The following is a 21,800-nucleotide window of genomic DNA, read 5'->3' as shown; positions in this document are numbered from 1 at the left end:
CACATTCGCACGAGCGGCGCCGCTAGATTTCCACCTGCGTGCCCAGCTCGATGACCCGATTGGTCGGAATGCGGTAGTAGTCGGCGGCATCGCGGGCGTTGCGCTGCATCGCGACGAACAGGTGCTCGCGCCACGGCGCCATACCCCCGCCCGGCGTCGAGATCACGGTCTGGCGCGCGACGAAGAACGAGGTCTGCATCATGTCGAACGCCAGGCCATGCGCCGCGCACTGGTCGAGGATGCCGGGGATGTCCGGCTCGTCCTTGAAACCGAATTTCACGTCGACCTGGTGGCAGCCGTGTCCAAGATCGGTAATGCGGATCCGGGACGCCGCATCGACGTACGGCTCGTCGGCGATGTACACGGTGAGAAACACGACGCGCTCGTGCAGCACCTTGTTGTGCAGCAGGTTGTGCAGCATCGCATGCGGCACGCCATCGCTTTCGCCGCGCAGGAAGATGGCCGTGCCGGCGACCCGCGTCGGCGGCGCGATAAACAATGATTCGAGGAAAGCGTCGAGCGGGATGGCGTGCTTCTGCAGGTTCTCGAACATCTGCGCGCGGCCGCGGCGCCACGTGAGCATCAACGTGAACAGCAGCACACCCAGCGTCAGCGGGAACCAGCCGCCGTGCAGCAGTTTCAGCACGTTGGCCGAAAAGAACGCCGCGTCGATCACGAAGAAGAAGCCGGTCGCGCCCAGGCACAGCAGCAGATTCATGCGCCAGCGGTAGCGGATCACGAAGTAAGTGAGGATCGTCGTCGCCAGCATCGTCGCCGTGACCGCGATGCCGTAGGCGGACGCCAGCGCGTCGGACGAGCCGAACCCGACGACGGCCAGCAGCACGGCGATCAGTTGCAGCCAGTTGATGACGGGGAGATAAACCTGGCCGATCTCGCGCTCCGACGTGTGCACGGTGCGCATGCGCGGCAGGAAGCCGAGCGCGATCGCTTCCTTCGTCATCGAGAACGTGCCCGAGATCGTCGCCTGCGACGCGATCACGGTGGCGATGGTGGACAGCACGACGAGCGGATAGACGCTCCAGCTGCCCAGTTGCTGGTAGAACGGATTGGCGATCGCGTCCGGCCGCGCGAGCAGCAGCCCGCCCTGGCCGAGATAGTTCAGCGCGAGGGCCGGAAAGGCGACGGCGAACCACGCGAGCCGGATCGGTGTCCTGCCGAAATGGCCCATGTCCGCATACAGCGCCTCGGCGCCCGTGAAGGCCAGCACGACCGCGCCCAGCGCCAGGAAGCCGAGGCCGCGGTTGTCGAGGAAGAAGCGCACCGCGTGCCACGGATTGAGCGCGACGAGGATGCCGGGATTGCGCACGATGTTCAGCACGCCCATCGCCGCCAGCGCCGCGAACCACACCAGCATGACGGGGCCGAACCAGCGGCCGATGCCGGCCGTGCCGTGGCGCTGCGCCGCGTACAGGCAGATCAGGACGACGATCGTCAGCGGCACGACATAGGGCTGCAGCGCCGGGGTCGCGACTTCGAGCCCCTCGATGGCGGACAGCACCGAGATCGCGGGCGTGATCACGCTGTCGCCGTAGAACAGCGACGCGCCGAACACGCCGATCAGCAGCAGCCCGAGGTGCATCCGCCTGCGGTCGCCGACGGCGCCCAGCGCGAGCGCCAGCAGGGCCATGATGCCGCCCTCGCCGCGGTTGTCGGCGCGCAGCACGAGCGTCACGTACTTGAACGAGACGATGACGGACAGGCCCCAGAAGATCAGCGACACGACGCCGACCAGGTTGGCGGGCGTGAGGGGCAGTCCGTGCGCCGGGTCGAAGACGGTCTTCAGCGAATACAACGGACTCGTGCCGATGTCGCCGTACACGATGCCGACGGCGGCCAGCGCGAGGCCGGCGATGTTCTTGTTCTGCGTATCCAACCAGGTTCTCCAGCAATGATCGTGCTGGCATCGTACCGGCGGGGCCGTAAAGATTTTGTAAAAAGGGCGCCGCCCAGCCTAATGCCGGTCAGTTAGGCGCTGCTGAATCGATCGCAGGGTGGACTCCCGAGCCCATAAAGCGCATGCGATCCGCAAACGTGTGGCGGGCACGGGGTGCCCACCCTACGGCTCTTCTTAACTGACTGGCATTGGCCGCCCAGCCCCATAAACGACGCCTTTATCCAGACCCGTCGTCTTTTTAGAAAATTTTTACGTGGCGTTTTCTACACTTCCTGCATCGCAATCGACGCCCAAGGAGCTCACATGCACGCCGTGCGGTCCAACGTGGACAGACATCCGATCGGAGCGCCACGGCCATGAACGTCACGATCGTTCCCGCCGCTCTGCGCGCCGTACGCGGCCCCGGTTTTTCCGCAGAAGGAGAGCGCATCGCCCCGTCCATGCCGCGGGACGGGTCGCTATTGGAAAAATAAGACAAGAACAAGGAATCAACGTCAATCATGAAAAACATAGTCTTCACCCTGGCTTCGCCATTCATCCTCGCGGCGCTGGCGGCACCGCTGCACGCCCAGGAAACCCAGGCGGCCCGGACTGCCCAGCCGGACGACACCGTGACATTCAACGCCGCGCTCACGTCCGATTACCGCTACCGCGGCATCTCGCAGACGCGCCTGCAGCCCGCGCTGCAGGGCGGCGCGGACTGGACGCACGATCCGACCGGCGTGTACGCCGGCACGTGGCTGTCCACCATCAAGTGGACGAAGGACGCGGGCGGCGGCGGCGACGTCGAGTGGGACTTGTATGCCGGCAAGCGCGGCCAGCTGACCACCGACGTGAGCTACGACGTCGGCGTGCTGGGCTACGTCTATCCGGCCAACGGCCTGAAGGACGTGCCCGGTTCGGCCGACGCGAACACGGCGGAACTCTACGGCCAGCTCGGCTACGGTCCCGCGTACGTGAAGTATTCGTCGGCGCTCACTAACCTGTTCGGCTTCACCGACAGCCGGCATAGCGGCTACCTGGACGTCGGCGCCAACGTCGACCTGGGCAACACCTTCACGCTGAACCTGCACGCCGGCCGCCAGGACGTGCGCCACCACGACGCCGCCAGCTACACGGACTACAAGATCGGCGTCACGAAGGACTTCGGCATCGCGAGCGTGACGGCGGCCCTCGTCGGCACGAACGCCGGCGAGGCGGCCTACGCGTCGCCCGCGAACGGCAGGTTCCTCGGCCGGAAGGCGCTCGTCGCCAGCGTCGGCAAGACATTCTGATCAACCCACACGAGGTCACCATGGATATCGTCTTCATCGGCGCGATCGTCCTGTTCGCCGTGCTGATCGCCGGCATGGCGAACGGCTGCGCCAAACTGGGAGAACGAAAATGACACTGTTCTACTTGATCGGCGCGCTCGCATCGGGCGCGCTGCTCGCGTACCTGCTGTACGCCATGTTCTGCGCGGAGGATTTGTGATGGACATGCATTCGCTGGCGCTATTGGCGCTGTTTTTCGTGATCCTGCTTGCCCTGTCGTGGCCGCTCGGCATCCTGCTCGCGCGCGTGGCCGAAGGCGGTCGCGTGCCCGGCGTCGGCTGGCTGTATCGCATCGAGGCCGCCTTGTACCGCGCCGCCGGCGTCGCCGCGGGCACGGGCATGCACTGGAAAACCTATGCGCTGTCCCTGCTCGCATTCAACGCGCTCGGCACGCTGGTCGTCTACCTGCTGCAGCGGGTCCAGGGCTGGCTGCCCTTCAATCCCCAGGGCCTCGCCAACATCGGCCCCGATTCGGCGTTCAACACCGCCGTCAGCTTCGCCAGCAACACCAATTGGCAGGGCTATGGCGGCGAACAGACGATGAGCTACCTCACGCAGATGCTCGCCTTCACGTGCCAGAACTTCTTCTCGGCCGCCACCGGCATCGCCGTCGTGTTCGCGCTGATCCGCGGCTTCTCGTCGAAGTCGGCGCGCGCCATCGGCAATTTCTGGGTCGACCTCGTGCGCACCACCCTGTACGTGCTGCTGCCGCTGTCGCTCGTGTTCGCCGTGTTCCTGATGGGCCAGGGCGTCATCCAGAATTTCTCGGGCTACCAGGAGGTGCAGTTGCTCGAACCGCTCACCTACACGCAGCCGAAGGCGGGCACGCACGGCCAGCCCGTGCTCGATGCGCAAGGCCAGCCCGTGACGGAGTCCGTGACCACGACGACGCAGACGATCGCGATGGGCCCGGTCGCCTCGCAGGAAGCGATCAAGATGCTGGGCACGAACGGCGGCGGCTTCTTCAACGCGAACTCCGCGCACCCGTATGAAAACCCGACCCCGCTGTCGAACCTGTTCCAGATGGTGTCGATCTTCCTGATCCCGGCCGCCCTGTGCTTCGCGTTCGGCCGCCTCGTCGGCGACCGCCGCCAGGGCTGGGCGATCCTGGCGGCGATGACGGTGCTGTTCGTCGTGATGACGGCCGGCGTGATGACGGCCGAGCACCAGGCCCACCCGGCGCTGGCCGCGCTGGGCGTCGACCAGAACGCCGGCGCCCTGCAGGCGGGCGGCAACATGGAGGGCAAGGAAACGCGCTTCGGCATCGACGCCTCCGCGCTGTTCGCCGCCGTCACCACGGCCGCGTCGTGCGGCGCGGTCAACGCGATGCACGACTCGTTCACGCCGCTGGGCGGCGCGGTGCCGCTCATGCTGATGCAGTTCGGCGAGGTCATCTTCGGCGGCGTCGGCTCCGGCCTGTACGGCATGCTGGTCTTCGCGATCATGGCCGTGTTCATCGCCGGGCTGATGATCGGCCGCACGCCGGAATACCTCGGCAAGAAGATCCAGGCCTACGAGATGAAGATGACGTCGGTCGCCATCCTCGTCACGCCCGTGCTGGTACTGGCCGGCACCGCCATCGCCGTGCTGGCGGCCGCGGGCAGGGCCGGCGTCGCCAATCCCGGCGCGCACGGCTTCTCGGAAATCCTGTACGCGTTCAGCTCGGCCGCCAACAACAACGGCAGCGCGTTCGCGGGCCTGTCCGCCAACACCCCGTTCTACAACTGGATGCTGGCGATCGCGATGTGGTTCGGACGCTTCGGCGTGATCGTGCCGGTGCTGGCGATCGCCGGTTCGCTCGCGGCCAAGCAGCGCCTGCAGACGACGGCCGGCACCATGCCCACGCACGGCCCGATGTTCGTGGGCCTGCTGGTCGGCGTGGTCGTGCTGGTCGGCGTGCTCAACTACGTGCCGGCGCTCGCGCTCGGCCCCGTCGTCGAACACCTGCAACTGTTTACCAAATAACCCGGAGTCGCCATGAACCAAATGAAATCCCCGGCGACGGCGCCCATCGCCGCGCCGGCCGACGCGGCGCCGGGCCGGCACCTGTCGATGTTCGACACGACGCTGGCCGGCCCCGCCCTCGTCGACGCCTTCAGGAAGCTCGGCGTGCGCACCCAGCTGCGCAGCCCCGTCATGTTCGTTGTGTACGTCGGCAGCATCATCACGACGCTGCTGTACGTGCAGGCCCTGGCCGGCACGGGCGAAGCGCCTTCCGGCTTCATCCTCGCCTGCGCCGTGTGGCTGTGGTTCACGGTGCTGTTCGCGAACTTCGCGGAAGCGCTGGCCGAAGGCCGCAGCAAGGCCCAGGCGGCCTCGCTGCGCGGCCTGAAGGAAGCCGTCACGGCGAAGAAGCTGGCGGTGCCGAAGCACGGCACCACATGGCTGCCCTGCCCCGCCGGCGACCTGCGCAAGGGTAACCACGTGCTGATCGAAGCCGGCGACGTCGTGCCCATCGACGGCGAGGTCGTCGAAGGTGTCGCATCGGTGGACGAGAGCGCGATCACGGGCGAATCCGCCCCGGTGATCCGCGAATCCGGCGGCGACTTTTCCGCCGTCACGGGCGGCACCCGCGTGCTGTCCGACTGGCTCGTCGTGAAGGTGACGACGAACCCGGGCGAGACCTTCCTCGACCGCATGATCGCGATGGTCGAAGGCGCCAAGCGTAAGAAGACGCCCAACGAGATCGCGCTGACGATCCTGCTGGTGGCGCTCACCATCGTGTTCCTCGTCGTGACGGTGACCCTGCTGCCGTTCTCGCTGTACGCGGTCGACGTCGCCAAGGCCGGCACACCGGTTACGATCACCGTGCTGATCGCGCTGCTCGTGTGCCTGATCCCGACGACCATCGGCGGCCTGCTGTCGGCCATCGGCGTCGCGGGCATGAGCCGCATGATGCGCGCCAACGTGATCGCGACGTCGGGCCGCGCCGTGGAAGCGGCCGGCGACGTCGACGTCCTGCTGCTCGACAAGACCGGCACCATCACGCTCGGCAACCGCCAGGCGGCCGCGTTCCTGCCCGCTACCGGCGTGGCCGAGCGCGACCTGGCCGACGTGGCGCAACTCGCGTCGCTGGCGGACGAGACGCCGGAAGGCCGCAGCATCGTCGTGCTCGCCAAGCGCTTCGGCATCCGGCAGCGCGAGCTGGAAAGCCTGCACGCCGTGTTCGTGCCGTTTTCCGCGCAGACCCGCATGAGCGGCGTCGATTGCGGCGAGCGCCGCATCCGCAAGGGCGCCTACGACGCCGTGCGCCGCCACGTCGAATCGCTCGGCGAAACGTTCCCGGCCGACGTCGTGCGCAGCGCGGAAGACGCCGCGCGCCGCGGCAGCACCCCGCTCGTCGTGGCCGAGGACGGCCGGGTGCTGGGCGTCGTGGAGCTGAAGGACATCGTCAAGGGCGGCATCAAGGAACGCTTCGCGGAACTGCGCCGCATGGGCATCAAGACCGTCATGATCACGGGCGACAACAAGCTCACGGCCGCCGCCATCGCCGCCGAGGCCGGGGTCGACGACTTCCTCGCCGAGGCCACGCCGGAGGACAAGCTGAAGCTGATCCGCACTTACCAGTCGGAAGGCCGCATGGTGGCGATGACGGGCGACGGCACCAACGACGCCCCGGCGCTCGCGCAGGCCGACGTGGCCGTGGCGATGAACTCGGGCACGCAGGCGGCCAAGGAAGCGGGCAACATGGTGGACCTCGACTCGAATCCGACCAAGCTGCTGGAGATCGTCGAGATCGGCAAGCAGATGCTCATGACGCGCGGCGCGCTGACCACGTTCTCGATCGCGAACGACGTGGCCAAGTATTTCGCGATCATCCCCGCCGCCTTCGTCGGCACCTATCCGCAGCTGCGGGCGCTCGACGTGATGCACCTCGCGAGTCCGGCGTCGGCGATCATGTCCGCGCTGATCTTCAATGCGCTGATCATCGTGTTCCTGATCCCGCTCGCGCTGCGCGGCGTGCGCTTCCGCGCGATCGGCGCCACCGCCCTGCTGCGCCGCAACCTGCTCGTCTACGGCGTCGGCGGTATCATTCTGCCGTTCATCGGCATCAAGCTGATCGACATGCTGCTCGCGGCGCTGAACCTCGTCTGAACCTGGAGACCACCATGACCTCCCTGTTTCGTCCCACGCTCGTCCTGTTCGGCGCCCTGACGCTGCTGTGCGGCGTGCTCTACCCGGCCGCCGTCACCGGTATCGGCCGCGCCGTCTTCCCGCACCAGGCCGGCGGCAGCCTGATCGAAGCGAACGGCAAGGCCGTCGGCTCGACCCTGATCGGCCAGCCGTTCTCCGCGCCCGGCCATTTCTGGGGCCGCCCGTCGGCCACTGCGCCGATGGCGGACAATGCGGCCGGCTCCGGCGGCTCCAACCAGGGGCCGACCAATCCCGCGCTGCTGGACGCCGTCAAGGCCCGCATCGACGCGCTCAAGGCGCTCGCCCCCGGCAACCATGCGCCCATCCCCGTCGACCTCGTCACCGCGTCCGCCAGCGGCCTCGATCCCGAGATCAGCGTGGCGGCCGCCGAATACCAGGCCGCGCGCGTCGCCGCGGCGCGCAGGCTGCCCGTGGCGCAGGTGCGCGCCCTGATCGACCGCTACCGGCAAGACCCGGCCCTGGGCTTCCTCGGCGAGGCGCGCGTCAACGTGCTGGCGCTGAACCTCGCTCTGGACGGCAAGGCACCATGAGGACGAAAGCGTGAGCGTGCCCGGGGACGAGGTGCGGCGCGATCCGGACGCGTTGCTGGCCCGCGTGCAGGAAGAAGAACTGCGCGCGGCGCGCGGCCGGCTGCGCATCTACTTCGGCGCGTCGGCCGGCGTCGGCAAGACGTACGCGATGCTGTCCGCGGCGCGCCAGCTCGCCGCCACGCGCGCCGTGCTGGTCGGCGTCGTCGAGACGCATGGCCGCGCCGAAACGGAAGCGCTGCTGGACGGCATGGAGGTCCTGCCCCGCCGCCAGATTGCCTACCGCGGCAAAGTGCTGCCGGAATTCGACATCGACGCTGCGCTGGACCGGCGCCCGGCACTGGTGCTCGTCGACGAGCTGGCGCATTCGAACGTCCCCGGCTCGCGCCATCCGAAGCGCTGGCAGGACGTCGACGAGCTGCTGGCCGCGGGCATCGACGTGTTCACGACGGTGAACGTGCAGCACCTGGAGAGCCTGAACGACGTGGTCGGCGGCATCACGGGCGTGCGCGTAGGCGAGACGGTGCCGGACTCCGTGTTCGACGCGGCCGACGAGGTCGTGCTGGTCGACCTGCCGGCGGACGAGCTGCTGGCGCGCCTGAAACTCGGCAAGGTGTACCAGCCGGCGCAGGCCGAGCGGGCGGGCCGCAATTTCTTCCGCAAGGGGAACCTCATCGCGTTACGCGAACTGGCGTTGCGGCGCACGGCGGAGCGCATCGGCGACGACGTGCGCGCCTACCGCGTCGAACAGTCGATCGATGCCGTGTGGCGCACCGGGACGGCATTCCTCGCCTGCGTCGGCCCCGGACCGGGCGCGGAAGGGATCGTGCGCAGCGCCGCGCGCCTCGCGGCCCAGTTGGGCGCCGACTGGCACTTGGTCTACGTCGAGACGCCGGCCCTGCAACGTCTCGACGCGGCCCGGCGCGAGCGCATCCTGGACACGTTCAAGCTGGCGCGCAGCCTCGGCGCGGTCACCGCGGTCCTGTCGGGCGACAGTGTGGAAGCCACGGTCGTCGACTACGCGCGCGACCACAACCTGGCCCGCATCGCGCTCGGCCGGAGCCAGGCGCGCTGGCCGTGGCAGGTCGCGTGCGGCCGGCGCATCGCCCGGCTGGCGCCCGACGTCGAACTGCTCGAAGTCGCCGTGCTGCCGGCACCGACGCCGGACACCGTCCGGCCGGTCCCCGTCGCGCGTTCCGCCGACGTCCGCGCCGCCGTCGCGGCCCATGGCGCGGCGGTCCTGTCCAGCCTCGGCATGGCGCTCGCGTTGACGCCCGCCGTGGGCCACCTGGACCTGGCCAACATCGCCATGCTGTTCCTGCTCGTCGTGCTGCTGGTGGCGGTGCGCCTCGGACGCGGTCCGTCCGTCACCGCGACCTGCGTCAGCGTGGCCTGCTTCGACTTCTTCTTTGTCCCGCCGCGCTTCACGTTCGCGATCTCGGACATCCAGTACCTGGTGGCGTTCGGCGTGATGCTGGCGGTCGGCCTGATCACGGGACACCTCACGGCCGGCTTGCGCTTCCAGGCGCACGTCGCCGCGCGGCGCGAAAGCCGCACGCGCGCGTTGTACGAATTCGCCCGTGCCCTGTCCGGCGTGCTGCAGACGGAGCAGATCCAGGAGGCGACGCGCGACGCCATCGGACGCACGTTCGGCGCACGCACGGTCCTGCTGGTGCCGGACGCGGCCGGTCGCATGACCGTGTCCGGCGGCGACGCCATCGCGGCGCTCGACACCGGCATCGCGCAATGGGCGTTCGACCACGGCGCCAGCGCGGGCATGGGCACCGACACCCTGCCCGGCAGCCCCGTCTTCTACATGCCGCTGGTCGCGCCCATGCGCACGCGGGGCGTGCTCGCGATCGAGGCGACCACGCCGCACTGGCTGACGGCGCCGGAGCAACGCCAGCAGCTCGACACGTTCGCGGCGCTGGCCGCCATCGCGCTGGAACGGGTGCACTACATCGAGGTCGCTCAGGACGCGCTGGTCCGCATCGAATCGGAGCGGCTGCGCAATTCGCTGCTGGCGGCGCTGTCGCACGACCTGCGCACGCCGCTCACGTCGCTGATGGCGCAGGCCGAGGCGCTGGCGGGCTCCGCGCCACCGCTGGCGCCCGGACAGCGCGCGATGGCGGACGCGTTGCGCGAGGAAACGGTGCGCATGGGGCGGCTCGTCACGAATCTGCTCGACATGGCGCGCATCGAGAGCGGCGACGTGAAGCTGAGGCTCCAGTGGCAGCCGGTCGAGGAAGTCATCGGCAGCGCCCTGGCGGCCAGCCGCGGCGCGCTGGCCGGCCGCGTCGTGGAAACGCACGTGCCGGCCGACCTCCCGCTCGTGCAGTACGATGCCGTGCTGGTCGAACGCGTGCTGTCCAACCTGCTGGAAAACGCGGGCAAGTACACGCCACCCGGCAGCACGGTGGCCGTGTCCGCGGAACGGCACGGGCAGTGGCTGAACGTCGCGGTGACGGACGACGGCCCGGGCCTGCCGCCCGGCCAGGAGGACGCCGTGTTCGAGAAATTCACGCGCGGCGAACGGGAATCGGCCAAGCCCGGCGTGGGGCTCGGCCTGGCCATCTGCCGTGCGATCGTGGGCGCGCACGGCGGCACGATCCGCGCGGCCAACCGCCCCGGAGGCGGCGTCGCGTTCACGTTCGCGCTGCCGCTCGGGACGCCCCCGGCACTGCCGCCGGACGACGACATGGAGGACGGCGATGAGTGATTTTACCGGCACGGCCCTGCTCGTGGAAGACGAGCCCCACATCCGCCGCTTCGTGCGCGGCGCGCTGGAACGGGAAGGCTGGCAGGTGCACGAGGCCGCGACGCTCGAACGCGGCCTGACGGAGGCCGGCACGCGCAAGCCGGACGTGGTCATCCTCGACCTCGGCCTGCCGGACGGCGACGGCACCGACTTCATCGCCGACCTGCGCAAGTGGTCGGGGGTGCCGGTCATCGTGCTGTCGGCCCGCGTGAACGAGGACGAAAAGATCCGTGCGCTCGACCGCGGCGCCGACGACTATCTGACGAAACCGTTCGGGGTCGGCGAACTGCTGGCGCGCGTGCGCGCGTCGCAACGGCGCCTGCGCGGCCCCGCGACGGGCGGCGACGGCAAGGTGAGGTTCGGGGATGTCGTGGTGGACGCGCAGAACCGGCGCGTCACGAAGGGCGGCGCCGCCGTCAGATTGACGCCGACGGAGCATCGCCTGCTGGCCGTCCTCGTGGCCAACGCGGGCAAGGTCATGACGACGCCGCAGCTGCTGCGCAGCGTGTGGGGACCGAACCAGTCCGACCATGCGCACTACCTGCGGATCTACATGGGCCACCTGCGCCACAAGCTGGAAGACAATCCGGCCCAGCCCCGCTACCTCGTCACCGAGACCGGCGTCGGCTACCGGTTCCAGCTGCCGTGATTCAGGCGCCCGCGACGAGCACCGACGCCGTATCGCGTCCCGCATGCTTCGAGCGGTACAACCCGTCGTCCGCCGCATGGGCCATTGCGGCCTGCTCCGGCCGCGCGCTCCACGCGATGCCGATGCTGCTCGTGACCGAAAGCAGATGCCCGTCCAGCGCGAACGGGGCGCGGATCGCGTCGAGCAGCTTGGCCGCGATGCGCTCGCACTCCAGCGGCGAGCCGACCTGCTCCAGCACGATGACGAATTCGTCGCCGGCCAGGCGCGCCACCGTGTCCGTGGCGCGCACCGTGGCGCCGAGGCGGCGCGCGAACTCGCGCAGCACGGCGTCGCCGACCGCGTGGCCGAGGCTGTCGTTGATCTGCTTGAAGTGGTCGATGTCGAGGTAGGCCAGCGCCAGCGGCGCGGCGCCGCGGCGCGCGCGCGCGATGGCCTGCGCGAAGCGCTCCTCGTAGCTGCGCCGGTTCGGCAGGCCGGTCAGGTGGTCGGAATGGGCGAGCGCGTGCAGCTGGCGCTCGTATTCGCGCGCGGAGGTCGCATCCGTCGACAGCACGTAGATGCCCTGCACGATGCCGTCGCGGATGTGCGGCAGATAAGTCGAGCTGATCACGCGCGTGCGGCCGCGGCGCTGTTCCTCGATCTCCAGGTGCGACGCGTGCCCGGCCAGGCAGCGCTCCAGCGCTTCGCGGCGCGGTGCGTAGAACCCCTCTCCCATCGCGTCCAGCACCGTCCTGCCGATCATGTCGCTGGTCTTCACGCCGAACCATTCGCGATAGCGTTCGTTGGCGAAGCGGTAGCGCATGTCGGTGTCGACGTAGGCGATCAGCGCCGGCACGTTGTCGGCGATGGTGCGCAGCCATTCGCCGCTTTCGGCCAGGCGTGCGCGCGACGCATCCAGTTCCGTCACGTCCTTCATCGCGACGACGGCGCCCAGCGGCTCGCCGGTGGTGCCGTGCAGCGCGCGGCCGCTCGCGAGCAGGCGGCGCGGCGCCTCGCCCGCCACGTGGATCGTCATGCCGGCGTCCTTCACGCGCTCGCCACGCAGCGCGCGCACCAGCGGGACGTCGTCCGCTGCCAGCGGCGTGAGGCCATCCTCGCCGTACAGATCGTAGTGCGCGGGCCAGGCGGCCTGCGGCAACGCGCTGTCCGCGTCGAGGCCGTGGAAAGCACGCGCCGCGCGGTTGAACAGCATCAGGTGGCCGTCGGCGTCGCACGCGACCACGCCCACGTCCACCGTTTCCAGCACGGCGTCCAGCAATTCCTGCTTCTGGCGCAGGGCCTGCTCGGCCGTCTCGCGCAGCCGCATCGTCAGTTCGAGCGTGGCGTTCTTGTCCTGCAGTTCGCGCGTGCGGTTGGCGACCAGCACGTCGCGGTTCAATTCGTCCTGCACCAGTTGCGCGAGGTCGCGCAGCATGCGCCGGTCGGCGTCGCCGAAGGTGCGGGGACGCCTGTCGATGATGCACAGGGTGCCGAGCGGCTGGCCGTCCACGCTGTGCAGCGGCTGGCCGGCATAGAAGCGGATGCGGGGCGCGCCCGTCACGTGCGGGTGCGCGGCGAACCGCTCGTCGAGGAGCGTGTCCGGCACGACCAGCATGTCGTTCAGGGCGATGGCGTGGCTGCAGAAGGCGAGCGAGCGCGGCGTCTCGCAGTAGTCGAGGCCCGCCTGCGACTTGAACCACTGGCGCTCGCGGTCGACGAGCGACACGAGGGCGATCGGGACGTCGAACGCGGCGGTGGCGAGGCGGGTGAACCGGTCGAACCGGTCTTCGCGGGGCGTGTCGAGCAACCCCAGCGCGTGAAGGGCCTGGAGGCGTGCTTCTTCAGCGAGATCTTGTTGACTGAGCATGGGCATCCTTGATCGGCGAAGCACGCAGCCTGTGCAGCAAATTCTATCCGATTATCACCAATCTGTGCGGTAGAGCCACATCCGTTGCATTCCGGGTACATCCCGTGCCGCTGTAAAATTTTGAAAACATTCTACTTCGAAATAATTGATGAGAATTCACCTTTTATGCAAAAACCATGCTGACTGCTGCACAAATGACACACCACATTTCCAGATCGATCATATTGTGTGTGACCTAACCGAACGGTGGTGGCCGGAACCGTAAGGTGTGGCCTTTGCCCCGACAAGGACGGCCATGGACGCTTACCGGCAGTACCCCATCCGCCTGCGCATCAACGGCGAAGACCGCGCATTCGACGTCGAATCCACGGTGACGCTGCTCGACCTGCTGCGCGACCGCGCCGGCCTCACCGGCACCAAGAAGGGCTGCGACCACGGCCAGTGCGGCGCCTGCACGGTGCTGCTGGACGGCCGCCGCATCAACGCCTGCCTCACCCTCGGCGTCATGCAGAACGGCCACGAGGTCACGACGATCGAGGGCCTGGCCGACGGCGACACGCTGCATCCGCTGCAGCAGGCCTTCATCGACCACGATGCCTTCCAGTGCGGCTACTGCACGCCCGGCCAGATCTGTTCGGCCGCCGGCCTCGTCGCCGAGGGCCAGGCGCAGACGGTCGACGACGTGCGCGAACTGATGAGCGGGAACGTGTGCCGCTGCGGCGCGTATCCGCAGATCGTACAGGCCGTGTGCGAAGTGATGGGGATCGCCAAATGAATCCGTTCGACTTCACCCAGCCCGCCGACGTCGACGCCGCGCTGGCCGCCCTCGCCGCGCCGGGCGCGCGTCCCATCGCCGGCGGCACCAACCTGCTCGACCTGATCAAGGAGGGCGTCATGCAGCCGTCCGGCCTCGTCGACATCAACCCGATCGCGGGCCTCGACACGATCGAGGAAGACGGCACGGGCCTGCGCCTGGGCGCCCTCGCCCGCAACGCGGACACGGCCTGTCACCCGCTCGTGCGCGAACGCTATCCGCTGCTGGCCGCCGCGATCCTGGCCGGCGCGTCGCCCCAGTTGCGCAACATGGCGACGAACGGCGGCAACCTGCTGCAGCGCACCCGCTGCGTCTATTTCTACGACGTGGGCACGCCGTGCACCAAGCGCGAGCCGGGTACGGGCTGTCCCGCCAAGGCCGGCATCAACCGCCAGCTCGCGATCCTCGGCACGAGCGCGCAGTGCATCGCCACGCATCCGTCCGACATGTGCGTGGCTCTGCGCGCGCTCGACGCGACCGTGCACGTGCGCGCGGTGAACGGCGAGCGGACGATCCCCTTCGCCGGCTTCCACCGCCTGCCGGGCGACACGCCCGACGTCGACACGACGCTGCAGCCCGGCGAACTGATCACGCATATCACCCTGCCCGATGCGCGCCGCTTCGCGCAGCGCTGCGAGTACGTGAAGGTGCGCGACCGGCTGTCGTATGCGTTCGCGCTCGTCTCGGTGGCCGCCGCGCTGGACCTCGCCGCCGACGGCACCGTGCGCGCGGCCCGCATCGCGCTGGGCGGCGTCGCGCACAAGCCGTGGCGGGTCGAGGAAGCGGAAGAGCTGCTCGTGGGCCGCCCCGCCGGCGAGACCGCGTTCGAACAGGCCGCGGAGCGCATCCTGCGCGGCGCGCGCGGCTACGGTCAGAACGATTTCAAGATACCGTTGGCGCGGAACGCCATCGTCCAGGCGTTGACGAACGCCGCGAGGAAGGGAGACAAGCCATGACCGACCTGATCCCCGACCTGCGCACGCCGACGGCCCCCGAAGGCACGGGCCGCGTGCACAGCGGCATGGCCGTGTCGCGCACCGACGGCCGCGCCAAGGTGACGGGCACCGCGCACTACGCGGCCGAGATCCCGGCGCCGGACCTCGCGTATGGCGTCGTCGTCAGCGGCACCGTCGCGCGCGGCCACATCAAGGCCATCGATACGGAAGCGGCACGCGGCGTGCCCGGCGTGATCGACGTGATCACGCACGAGAACCGGCCTAAGATGCGCGGCAACGACCTCGCGTACAAGGACATGACGGCGCCCGGCGGCTCGCCGTTCCGTCCCCTGTTTTCAAGCCGCGTGTTCTGGAGCGGCCAGCCGGTCGCGCTCGTCGTGGCCGAGACCTTCGAGGCCGCACGCTACGCGGCGAGCCTCGTGCGCGTCACGTACGACATCGAGGAGCACGACACGAACCTGCTCGCGACCTTGAACAGGGCCTACAAGCCGCGCCCGATGAAGGCCGGATTCACGCCGCCAGGCTCGAAAGGCGACGCGGACCAGGCGTTCGCCGCGGCGCCCGTAAAGATCGAGGCGGAGTACTACAACGCCGTCGAGCACCACAGCCCGATGGAGATGTTCGCCTCCACCGTCGTCTACGGCGAGGACGGCCACCTGACCATCTACGACAAGACCCAGAGTTCGCAGAACAGCCGCTGGTACGTGTCGCACGTGTTCGGGCTGTCGAAGAACAAGGTCACGGTGCGCAACCCGTACGTGGGCGGCGCGTTCGGGTCCGGGCTGCGTCCGCAATACCAGTTGCCGCTCGCGGTGATGGGCGCCTTGAAACTGAAGCGTTCCGTGCGCGTCGTGCTCACGCGCCGGCAGATGTTCAGCTTCGGCCACCGGCCGGAGACGTGGCACAAGATCAAACTGGCGGCCGACAGGGACGGCAAGTTGCAGGCGGTGTGGCACGAGGCGATCCAGGAGACATCGCGCCTGGAAGATTACGTGGAGGTCGTCGTCAACTGGTCCGGGCAGCTGTACGCGTGCGACAACATCCACCTCGGCTACCAGCTCGTCGAGCAGGACCGCGCGACGCCCATCGACATGCGCGCGCCGGGCGCCGCGCACGGCGTGCATGCGCTGGAAGTGGCGATGGACGAACTGGCGTACGAACTGCGCATGGACCCGCTCGCGTTCCGCCTGAAGAACTACGCGGAGCACAACCACCTGGAGGACAAGCCGTTCTCCAGCAAGGAACTGCGCCAGTGCTACCGGCTCGGGGCCGAGCGCTTCGGCTGGAAGGACCGGCCCGTCGAGCCCCGTTCGATGCGCGACGGCGATGAACTCGTCGGCTGGGGCATGGCGACCGGCATCTGGGATTCGCTCGTGATGATCGCGCGCGTGTCGGCCGTGCTGCATGCGGACGGGCGCCTCGTCGTGTCGAGCGCGGCATCCGACATCGGCACCGGTACGTACACCGTGATGGCGATGATCGCGGCGGAGCGTCTCGGCCTGCCGCTCGAACGGGTGACGTTCCAGCTGGGCGATTCCACCCTGCCGCTCGCCCCCGTGGAAGGCGGCTCGTCGCACGTGACGACGGTAGGCGGCGGCGTGGCCGGCGCCTGCGACAAGCTGAAAGCCACGCTGCTGAAGCTCGCACAGAAGGCCCCTGCGTTCAAGGGCCTCAAGTTGAAGGACGTCGAATTCAACGACGGCCGCATCCACCCGCACGGGCAGCCGGAGCAAGGCATCCTGCTGTCCGACCTGCTGGCGCAGGCGGGGCGCGAGCGCATCGAGGAAAAATACCTCATGACGCCGCAGATGCTCAAGCAGCGCAAGTTTTCGCGCGCCGTGCACTCGGCCGTGTTCGTCGAGGTGCGCGTGAACGAGCGGCTCGGCATGGTGCGCGTCACGCGGGCCGTGTCCGCCGTCGCGGCCGGCCGCATCATCAATGCGAAGACGGCCGCGAGCCAGGTCAGCGGCGCCGTCGTGTGGGGCATCAGCCAGGCGCTGCACGAGGAGACGTTCACGGACCACCGCCTCGGCCGCTTCATGAACCATAACTACGCCGAGTACCACGTCGCGGTCAACAAGGACATCCCCGCCATCGAGGTGATCTTCGCGGACGAGGAAGACCGCATCGTCAGCAAGCAGCTCGGTGCCAAGGGCGTGGGGGAAATCGGCATCGTGGGCGTGGCGGCGGCCGTCGCGAACGCCGTGTTCCACGCGACCGGCAAGCGCCTGCGCACGACGCCGATCACGCCCGACAAAGTGCTGCTGGGGGATCACGAAGTGCCTGTCGGCAAGTAAAAATTTTCCACTCGGAATTTGAATCGTCGCATCGGCAACACGGGGCAAACGAAATCTCACGAAAACTCATCTTTCGCTTGCCCAGCGAAACAATCTGACCCTATTCTTCCCGTTCGCGGTTCAGCCGCGGAGAGTCTGCCCGGAATGACAACGGACGAGAAGACATGACGCATAACGACACGGGCAATGTCGAGGTGACCCTCGACGAAGTCTTGATCACGCACGAACTCGCACGCCGCCCGGTGCGTGCACCCGATCACCGCGCGGAGAGCCGCGCCCTCACGCTGCTCGGCCAGGAGCTCGTGACCCATCCGCGCGGCGTCGTGCAGCGGCTCGCCGAACTCGCGTTGCAGCTGTGCCGTGCCGGCACGGCCGGCGTCAGCGTCCTGGAGTCCGGTCCCCATGGCGACGTCTTCCGCTGGCACGCGCTGGCCGGCGCGCACGCCGCTGCGCTCGGCGGCGCGGTGCCGCGCGGAGACAGCCCGTGCGGCGTCGTCATCGAACGCAATACGACCTTGCTGTTCGATGGGCCGGCACGCCGCTTCGCCTCTTTGCGCTGCGACGGCCCGCCGCTGCTCGAATGCCTGCTCGTGCCCTGGGCGATCGACGACCAGCCGATCGGCACCGTCTGGGTCATCGCCCACGATCCCGAGCGGCGGTTCGATGCCGAGGATGCGCGCCTGCTGGCGGAACTGTCGTCGTTCGCCGCGGCCGCGCACCAGGTCGTGAAGGCGCTGGACGAGGCGCAGCCGGCAAGCCAGGTCGAGCGCGGCCTCGCGACGCTGCGCCATCACGTCGAGACGCGCGCCGGGGGCACCGCCGAAGCCGCGCTGCTGGCCAGTCCCGCAATCCTGCGACCGCTGCTCGAACTGCACGTGGCGCCGCCCAGCGAGGCCGACCTGCCCGCGGCATTGGCCCCGGTGCTGAACCGCGCCTGCGCGCTGGCGGGCGCCGCCTACGGCCGCATCGAACTTGCCGCCGGCGCGGATGCGGGGCGCTCCATCGTGGCGCAGCGCACGCACGGCGCCGCCGCCGGCTACCGCAACGAAGTCGTGCCCGGCGCGCGCGCCGCCGCGACGGATGCGCCGTATGCGCTCCCCCTGATAGCCCACGACGGCACCGTGCTCGGCACCTTGCGCCTCGCGCTCGTGCGGCCGCCCGCGGCGGACGGCACGGGCCTGCTCGACCTGCTCGTGCGCACGGCGGCCGGCGCCATCGAACGCCACCGCAGCCAAGCGGCAAGACGTGACGACGAGCGGCGCCAGGCCTTCCTGCTGCGCCTGAACGATGCCCTGCGCCCGCTGGCCGACCCGCGCCGCATCCAGGAAGAAGCCGCGCGCGTGCTGCGCGCCCATCTCGGCGTCGACCGGATCGGCTATGCGGCCGACTGCGGCGACGGCGAGCACCTGATCGTCACCCATGCGGACGGCTCGAGTGCGTCCGCGTTCGGCAGCAAGATGCGCTACGCCGACTTCGGTCCCGGCCTGCTGGCCGCGCTGCGCAAGGGCCGGCCGGTCGTGCGGCCGGATATCCTGTCCGATCGCGAGCTCGACGCGGCCGCACGCGACGCGCATGCCGCGCTCGGCGCCCTCTCCGTGGCCGACGTGCCGCTCGTGAAGGACGGCCGCCTCGTCGCGATCCTGTTCGCGCACCACGGCCAGGCGCGCGCCTGGAGCGTCCCCGACCTGGCCGTCATGCAGGAGACGGCCGAGCGCACCTGGGCCGCCGTCGAGCGCGCGCAGGCGCAGGCCGAGCGCGAGGCCGCCCACGCGGAACTGATGCGCCAGTCGCGCTTCGTCGCGACGACGATGGATGCGCTGCCCGACTTCGTCTACGCGTTCGACCGCGCGCACCGCTTCGTCTACGTCAACCGCGCGATGGAAGAACTGTACGGCATGGCAGTCGGCGCGCTCGTGGGCCGCAGCTTCGCCGACCTGGACTTCCCGTCCGACCTGGCCGCGCGCCTGGACGGCCACCTCGACACCATCTTCCGCACCGGCGTCACCATCCAGGACGAGGTGTATTTCACGAGCCCCACCGGCACCAGCGCCTATTTCCAGTTCCGCTGGGGGCCCGTGCTGGCCGAGGACGGAACGGTCGAGCAGGTCGTGGGCGTCTCGCGCGACACGACCGGCCGGCGCATGCTGGAAGCGCGTCTGCGCGAGAGCGAGGAACGGGCGGCCTTCCTGCTGCGCCTGTCCGACGCGATGCGCTCGCTGGACGATGCCGACGCGATCGAGACGACGGCCACGCGCATGGTGGCCGCGCACCTGGGCGCAAGCCGCGTGCTGATCGGCGAATTCGAGGAAGGCCGCGTCCACATCCGGCGCGACCACGTGGAGGGCGTCGCGTCGCTGGCCGGCACGTATCCGATGCCGTCGCTGGGCGCGCGGGCGCTCGCCGCGTTCGAGCGGGGCGAACCCTTCATCGTCGAGGACACCGCGCGCGACCCGCACACGGACAGCGCCACGCGCGCCGGCTGGATCGGCGTCGGCATCGCATCCCACGTCGGCGTCGGGCTGTATTCCGGCGGGCGCATCGCCGGCGTGTTCTGCGTGCACCACGCGGCGCCGCGGCACTGGAACGCGGCCGAAGTGAACCTCGTGCGCGAAGCGGCCGAACGCACGTGGGCCGCGATCGAGCGCGTGCGCGCCGAGCAGGCGCTGAAGGACGCGGACCGGCGCAAGGACGAATTCCTGGCCACGCTGGCGCACGAGCTGCGCAATCCGCTCGCGCCGATCAGCAACGCGATCCAGCTGATGCGCCGCGCCGACAGCCGCGATGCCGCCGATCGTCTCACGGGCATCGTCGAGCGCCAGGTGCGGCAGATCGTCAAGCTCGTCGACGACCTGATGGAGATCGCGCGCATCTCGCGCGGCAAGATCGAACTGGACCGGCGCGCGCTGGCGCTGGCCGACATCGTGCGCGACGCCGTCGAGGCGAGCCGCCCGCAGATCGAACGCGCCGGCCACGTCCTCGACGTGACGGAGCCCGACGCATCCCTCGTCGTGCACGGCGACGCCGTGCGCCTCACGCAGGTGCTCACGAATTTGATCAACAACGCCGCCAAGTACACCGGCGCGGGCGGCCGCATCGACCTGCTCGCCCGGCGCGAAGGCAGCGCCGTCGCGCTGCGGGTGCGCGACAACGGCCGCGGCATCCCGGCCGCGCAGCTGCCCCACGTGTTCGACATGTTCGCGCAGCCGCACCTGGGCGACCGGGGCGATGGCGACGGCCTGGGCATCGGCCTCGCCATCGTGCGCAAGCTCGTCGAGATGCACGACGGGACGGTGGAAGCCCACAGCGCGGGCCCGGGCTGCGGCAGCGAATTCGTCGTGCGGCTGCCCCTGCTGCACGACACGGCGCCGGACGGCGAGGCGGGGACGACGTGCGCGGCGCTGGCCGGCCACCGCGTCCTCGTCGTGGACGACAACGCCGACGCGGCCGACACGCTGGCCCAGCTGCTGGACATGCACGGGGCGCGGGCACGGGCCGTGTACGGCGGCCCGGCCGCGCTGGCGGCGCTGCCGGCGTTCGCGCCCAGCGTCGTGCTGCTCGACCTGGGCATGCCGGAGATGGACGGTTTCGACGTCGCGCGCGCCATCCGCGCGGAAGGCCATGCGCATGTGCGCATCGTCGCCCTCACGGGCTGGGGCCAGCAGGCCGACCGCGCGCGCACGCGCGCTGCCGGGTTCGATCATCACATGACCAAGCCGGTCGATCTGGCGGCGCTAGCCGCGTGGCTGGGCGCGTAACTCGTCCATCAGCTGCGCGTGCAGGCGCCGGTCGCCGCACGCCAGCACCGTGCCGCCGTGCTGCACGTCGCCGCCATCCCACGCCGTGATCACGCCACCCGCCCCTTCGATGATGGGCACCAGCGCCTGCACGTCCCACGGCTGCAGGCCCGCCTCGACGACGGCGTCGACGAGGCCGGACGCCAGCATGCAATAGGCGTAGCAGTCGCCGCCATAGCGCAGCAGCCGCGCGCGGCTTGCGACGGCGTCGAACGCGATGCGCTGGGCGGGATCGAAAATGTCGGGCGACGTGCACATCACGTGCGCGTCCGCCAGCTGCGCGCACGGGCGCGTGTGCAGCACGTGGCCGCCGTTCCACGCGCAGTGCGCCGTGCCGACGAAGCGCTCGCGCGTAAAAGGCTGGTTCATGAGACCCAGTACCGGGCGCGTGCCGTCGTTCAGCGCGATCAGCGTGCCCCACAGCGGCAGGCCGAGGAGGAAGGCCCTGGTGCCGTCGATGGGATCGAGCACCCACGTCAGGCCCTCCCCCCGCCCGCATTGACTCTCTTCCTTGCCCTCCTCTTCACCGAGGATGCCGTGGTGCGGGTAGCGGGCGCGGATCAGCGCGCGCATCACGCGCTCGGCGCCGCGGTCGGCCGCGGTCACGGGATCGAAGCCGTGCGCGCTCTTGTTCTCGGCGCCGCTGCCGGCGCGGAAATGCGGCAGGATGGCGCCGGCGGCCGCGTCGGCCAGCTCGTTGGCGAACTGCAGGTACTCGTCGAATTCGGTGGCATCGATGGGCATCGGCTATCTCGCAGCAAGGCGGCACGGCGCCG

Annotated in this window: 14 protein-coding genes; 11 read left to right on the top strand and 3 right to left on the bottom strand. The window is 69.5% G+C overall.

Annotated features, from left to right (window positions below; genetic code table 11):
• Nucleotides 1-22 precede the first annotated feature (22 nt).
• Complete coding sequence (locus ASD28_RS08495; protein ID WP_056126315.1) at nucleotides 23-1,894, bottom strand: potassium transporter Kup; 1,872 nt, start codon at nucleotides 1,892-1,894, stop codon at nucleotides 23-25.
• Between the two features lie 521 nt (nucleotides 1,895-2,415).
• Here ASD28_RS08495 and ASD28_RS08490 point away from each other — a divergent pair.
• The 7 genes from ASD28_RS08490 to kdpE all read left to right on the top strand — a co-directional run bounded on the left by ASD28_RS08490 (nucleotide 2,416) and on the right by kdpE (nucleotide 11,317).
• Nucleotides 2,416-3,189 carry a TorF family putative porin gene (locus tag ASD28_RS08490; protein WP_056126313.1) on the top strand — a complete coding sequence of 258 codons (774 nt, stop codon included), beginning with the start codon at nucleotides 2,416-2,418 and terminating at the stop codon, nucleotides 3,187-3,189.
• Nucleotides 3,190-3,298: 109 nt separating this feature from the next.
• Nucleotides 3,299-3,388 (top strand): potassium-transporting ATPase subunit F, encoded by a 90-nt coding sequence (locus ASD28_RS08480; RefSeq protein WP_056126308.1) that lies wholly within the window; start codon nucleotides 3,299-3,301, stop codon nucleotides 3,386-3,388.
• Complete coding sequence (gene kdpA / locus ASD28_RS08475; protein WP_056126306.1) at nucleotides 3,388-5,193, top strand: potassium-transporting ATPase subunit KdpA; 1,806 nt, start codon at nucleotides 3,388-3,390, stop codon at nucleotides 5,191-5,193. Before ASD28_RS08480 ends, kdpA begins: the two co-directional genes overlap by 1 nt.
• Before the next feature lie 21 nt (nucleotides 5,194-5,214).
• Nucleotides 5,215-7,323: a potassium-transporting ATPase subunit KdpB gene (kdpB, locus tag ASD28_RS08470; protein ID WP_056126304.1), complete on the top strand. Its 2,109-nt coding sequence runs from the start codon at nucleotides 5,215-5,217 to the stop codon at nucleotides 7,321-7,323.
• A 14-nt stretch (nucleotides 7,324-7,337) separates the two neighbouring features.
• Nucleotides 7,338-7,913, top strand: a complete 576-nt coding sequence (gene kdpC / locus ASD28_RS08465) for a potassium-transporting ATPase subunit KdpC (RefSeq protein WP_056126302.1) — start codon at nucleotides 7,338-7,340, stop codon at nucleotides 7,911-7,913.
• Between the two features lie 10 nt (nucleotides 7,914-7,923).
• The gene (locus tag ASD28_RS08460) at nucleotides 7,924-10,629 is read left to right on the top strand and encodes a DUF4118 domain-containing protein (protein WP_056126300.1); all 2,706 of its coding nucleotides are present in this window, start codon (nucleotides 7,924-7,926) and stop codon (nucleotides 10,627-10,629) included.
• Nucleotides 10,622-11,317 carry a two-component system response regulator KdpE gene (gene kdpE / locus ASD28_RS08455; RefSeq protein ID WP_056126299.1) on the top strand — a complete coding sequence of 232 codons (696 nt, stop codon included), beginning with the start codon at nucleotides 10,622-10,624 and terminating at the stop codon, nucleotides 11,315-11,317. Before ASD28_RS08460 ends, kdpE begins: the two co-directional genes overlap by 8 nt.
• A 1-nt stretch (nucleotide 11,318) precedes the next feature.
• Here kdpE and ASD28_RS08450 read toward each other — a convergent pair whose 3' ends face one another.
• Nucleotides 11,319-13,163 carry a diguanylate cyclase domain-containing protein gene (locus ASD28_RS08450; protein WP_160410595.1) on the bottom strand — a complete coding sequence of 615 codons (1,845 nt, stop codon included), beginning with the start codon at nucleotides 13,161-13,163 and terminating at the stop codon, nucleotides 11,319-11,321.
• Between the two features lie 295 nt (nucleotides 13,164-13,458).
• Here ASD28_RS08450 and ASD28_RS08445 point away from each other — a divergent pair, with 295 nt between their 5' ends.
• From ASD28_RS08445 to ASD28_RS08430, 4 genes are all read left to right on the top strand, one after another.
• Complete coding sequence (locus ASD28_RS08445) at nucleotides 13,459-13,938, top strand: (2Fe-2S)-binding protein (protein WP_056126295.1); 480 nt, start codon at nucleotides 13,459-13,461, stop codon at nucleotides 13,936-13,938.
• Nucleotides 13,935-14,933, top strand: coding sequence for a xanthine dehydrogenase family protein subunit M (locus ASD28_RS08440; protein ID WP_056126293.1), 999 nt, complete (start codon nucleotides 13,935-13,937; stop codon nucleotides 14,931-14,933). Before ASD28_RS08445 ends, ASD28_RS08440 begins: the two co-directional genes overlap by 4 nt.
• Nucleotides 14,930-17,230 (top strand): xanthine dehydrogenase family protein molybdopterin-binding subunit, encoded by a 2,301-nt coding sequence (locus ASD28_RS08435; protein WP_056126291.1) that lies wholly within the window; start codon nucleotides 14,930-14,932, stop codon nucleotides 17,228-17,230. Before ASD28_RS08440 ends, ASD28_RS08435 begins: the two co-directional genes overlap by 4 nt.
• Before the next feature lie 164 nt (nucleotides 17,231-17,394).
• The gene (locus tag ASD28_RS08430) at nucleotides 17,395-20,985 is read left to right on the top strand and encodes a GAF domain-containing protein (protein WP_056126289.1); all 3,591 of its coding nucleotides are present in this window, start codon (nucleotides 17,395-17,397) and stop codon (nucleotides 20,983-20,985) included.
• Here ASD28_RS08430 and hisN read toward each other — a convergent pair.
• Entirely contained in the window at nucleotides 20,962-21,768 is an 807-nt protein-coding gene (gene hisN / locus ASD28_RS08425) for a histidinol-phosphatase (RefSeq protein WP_056126287.1), read from the bottom strand. The genes ASD28_RS08430 and hisN overlap by 24 nt on opposite strands.
• Nucleotides 21,769-21,800 lie beyond the last annotated feature (32 nt).

The organism is Massilia sp. Root133 (assembly GCF_001426525.1).
Classification (GTDB): Bacteria; Pseudomonadota; Gammaproteobacteria; order Burkholderiales; family Burkholderiaceae_D; genus Telluria; species Telluria orientalis.
The sequence above is the reverse complement of the archived record's forward strand: the minus strand, read 5'-3'. Positions and strand labels throughout refer to the sequence as shown.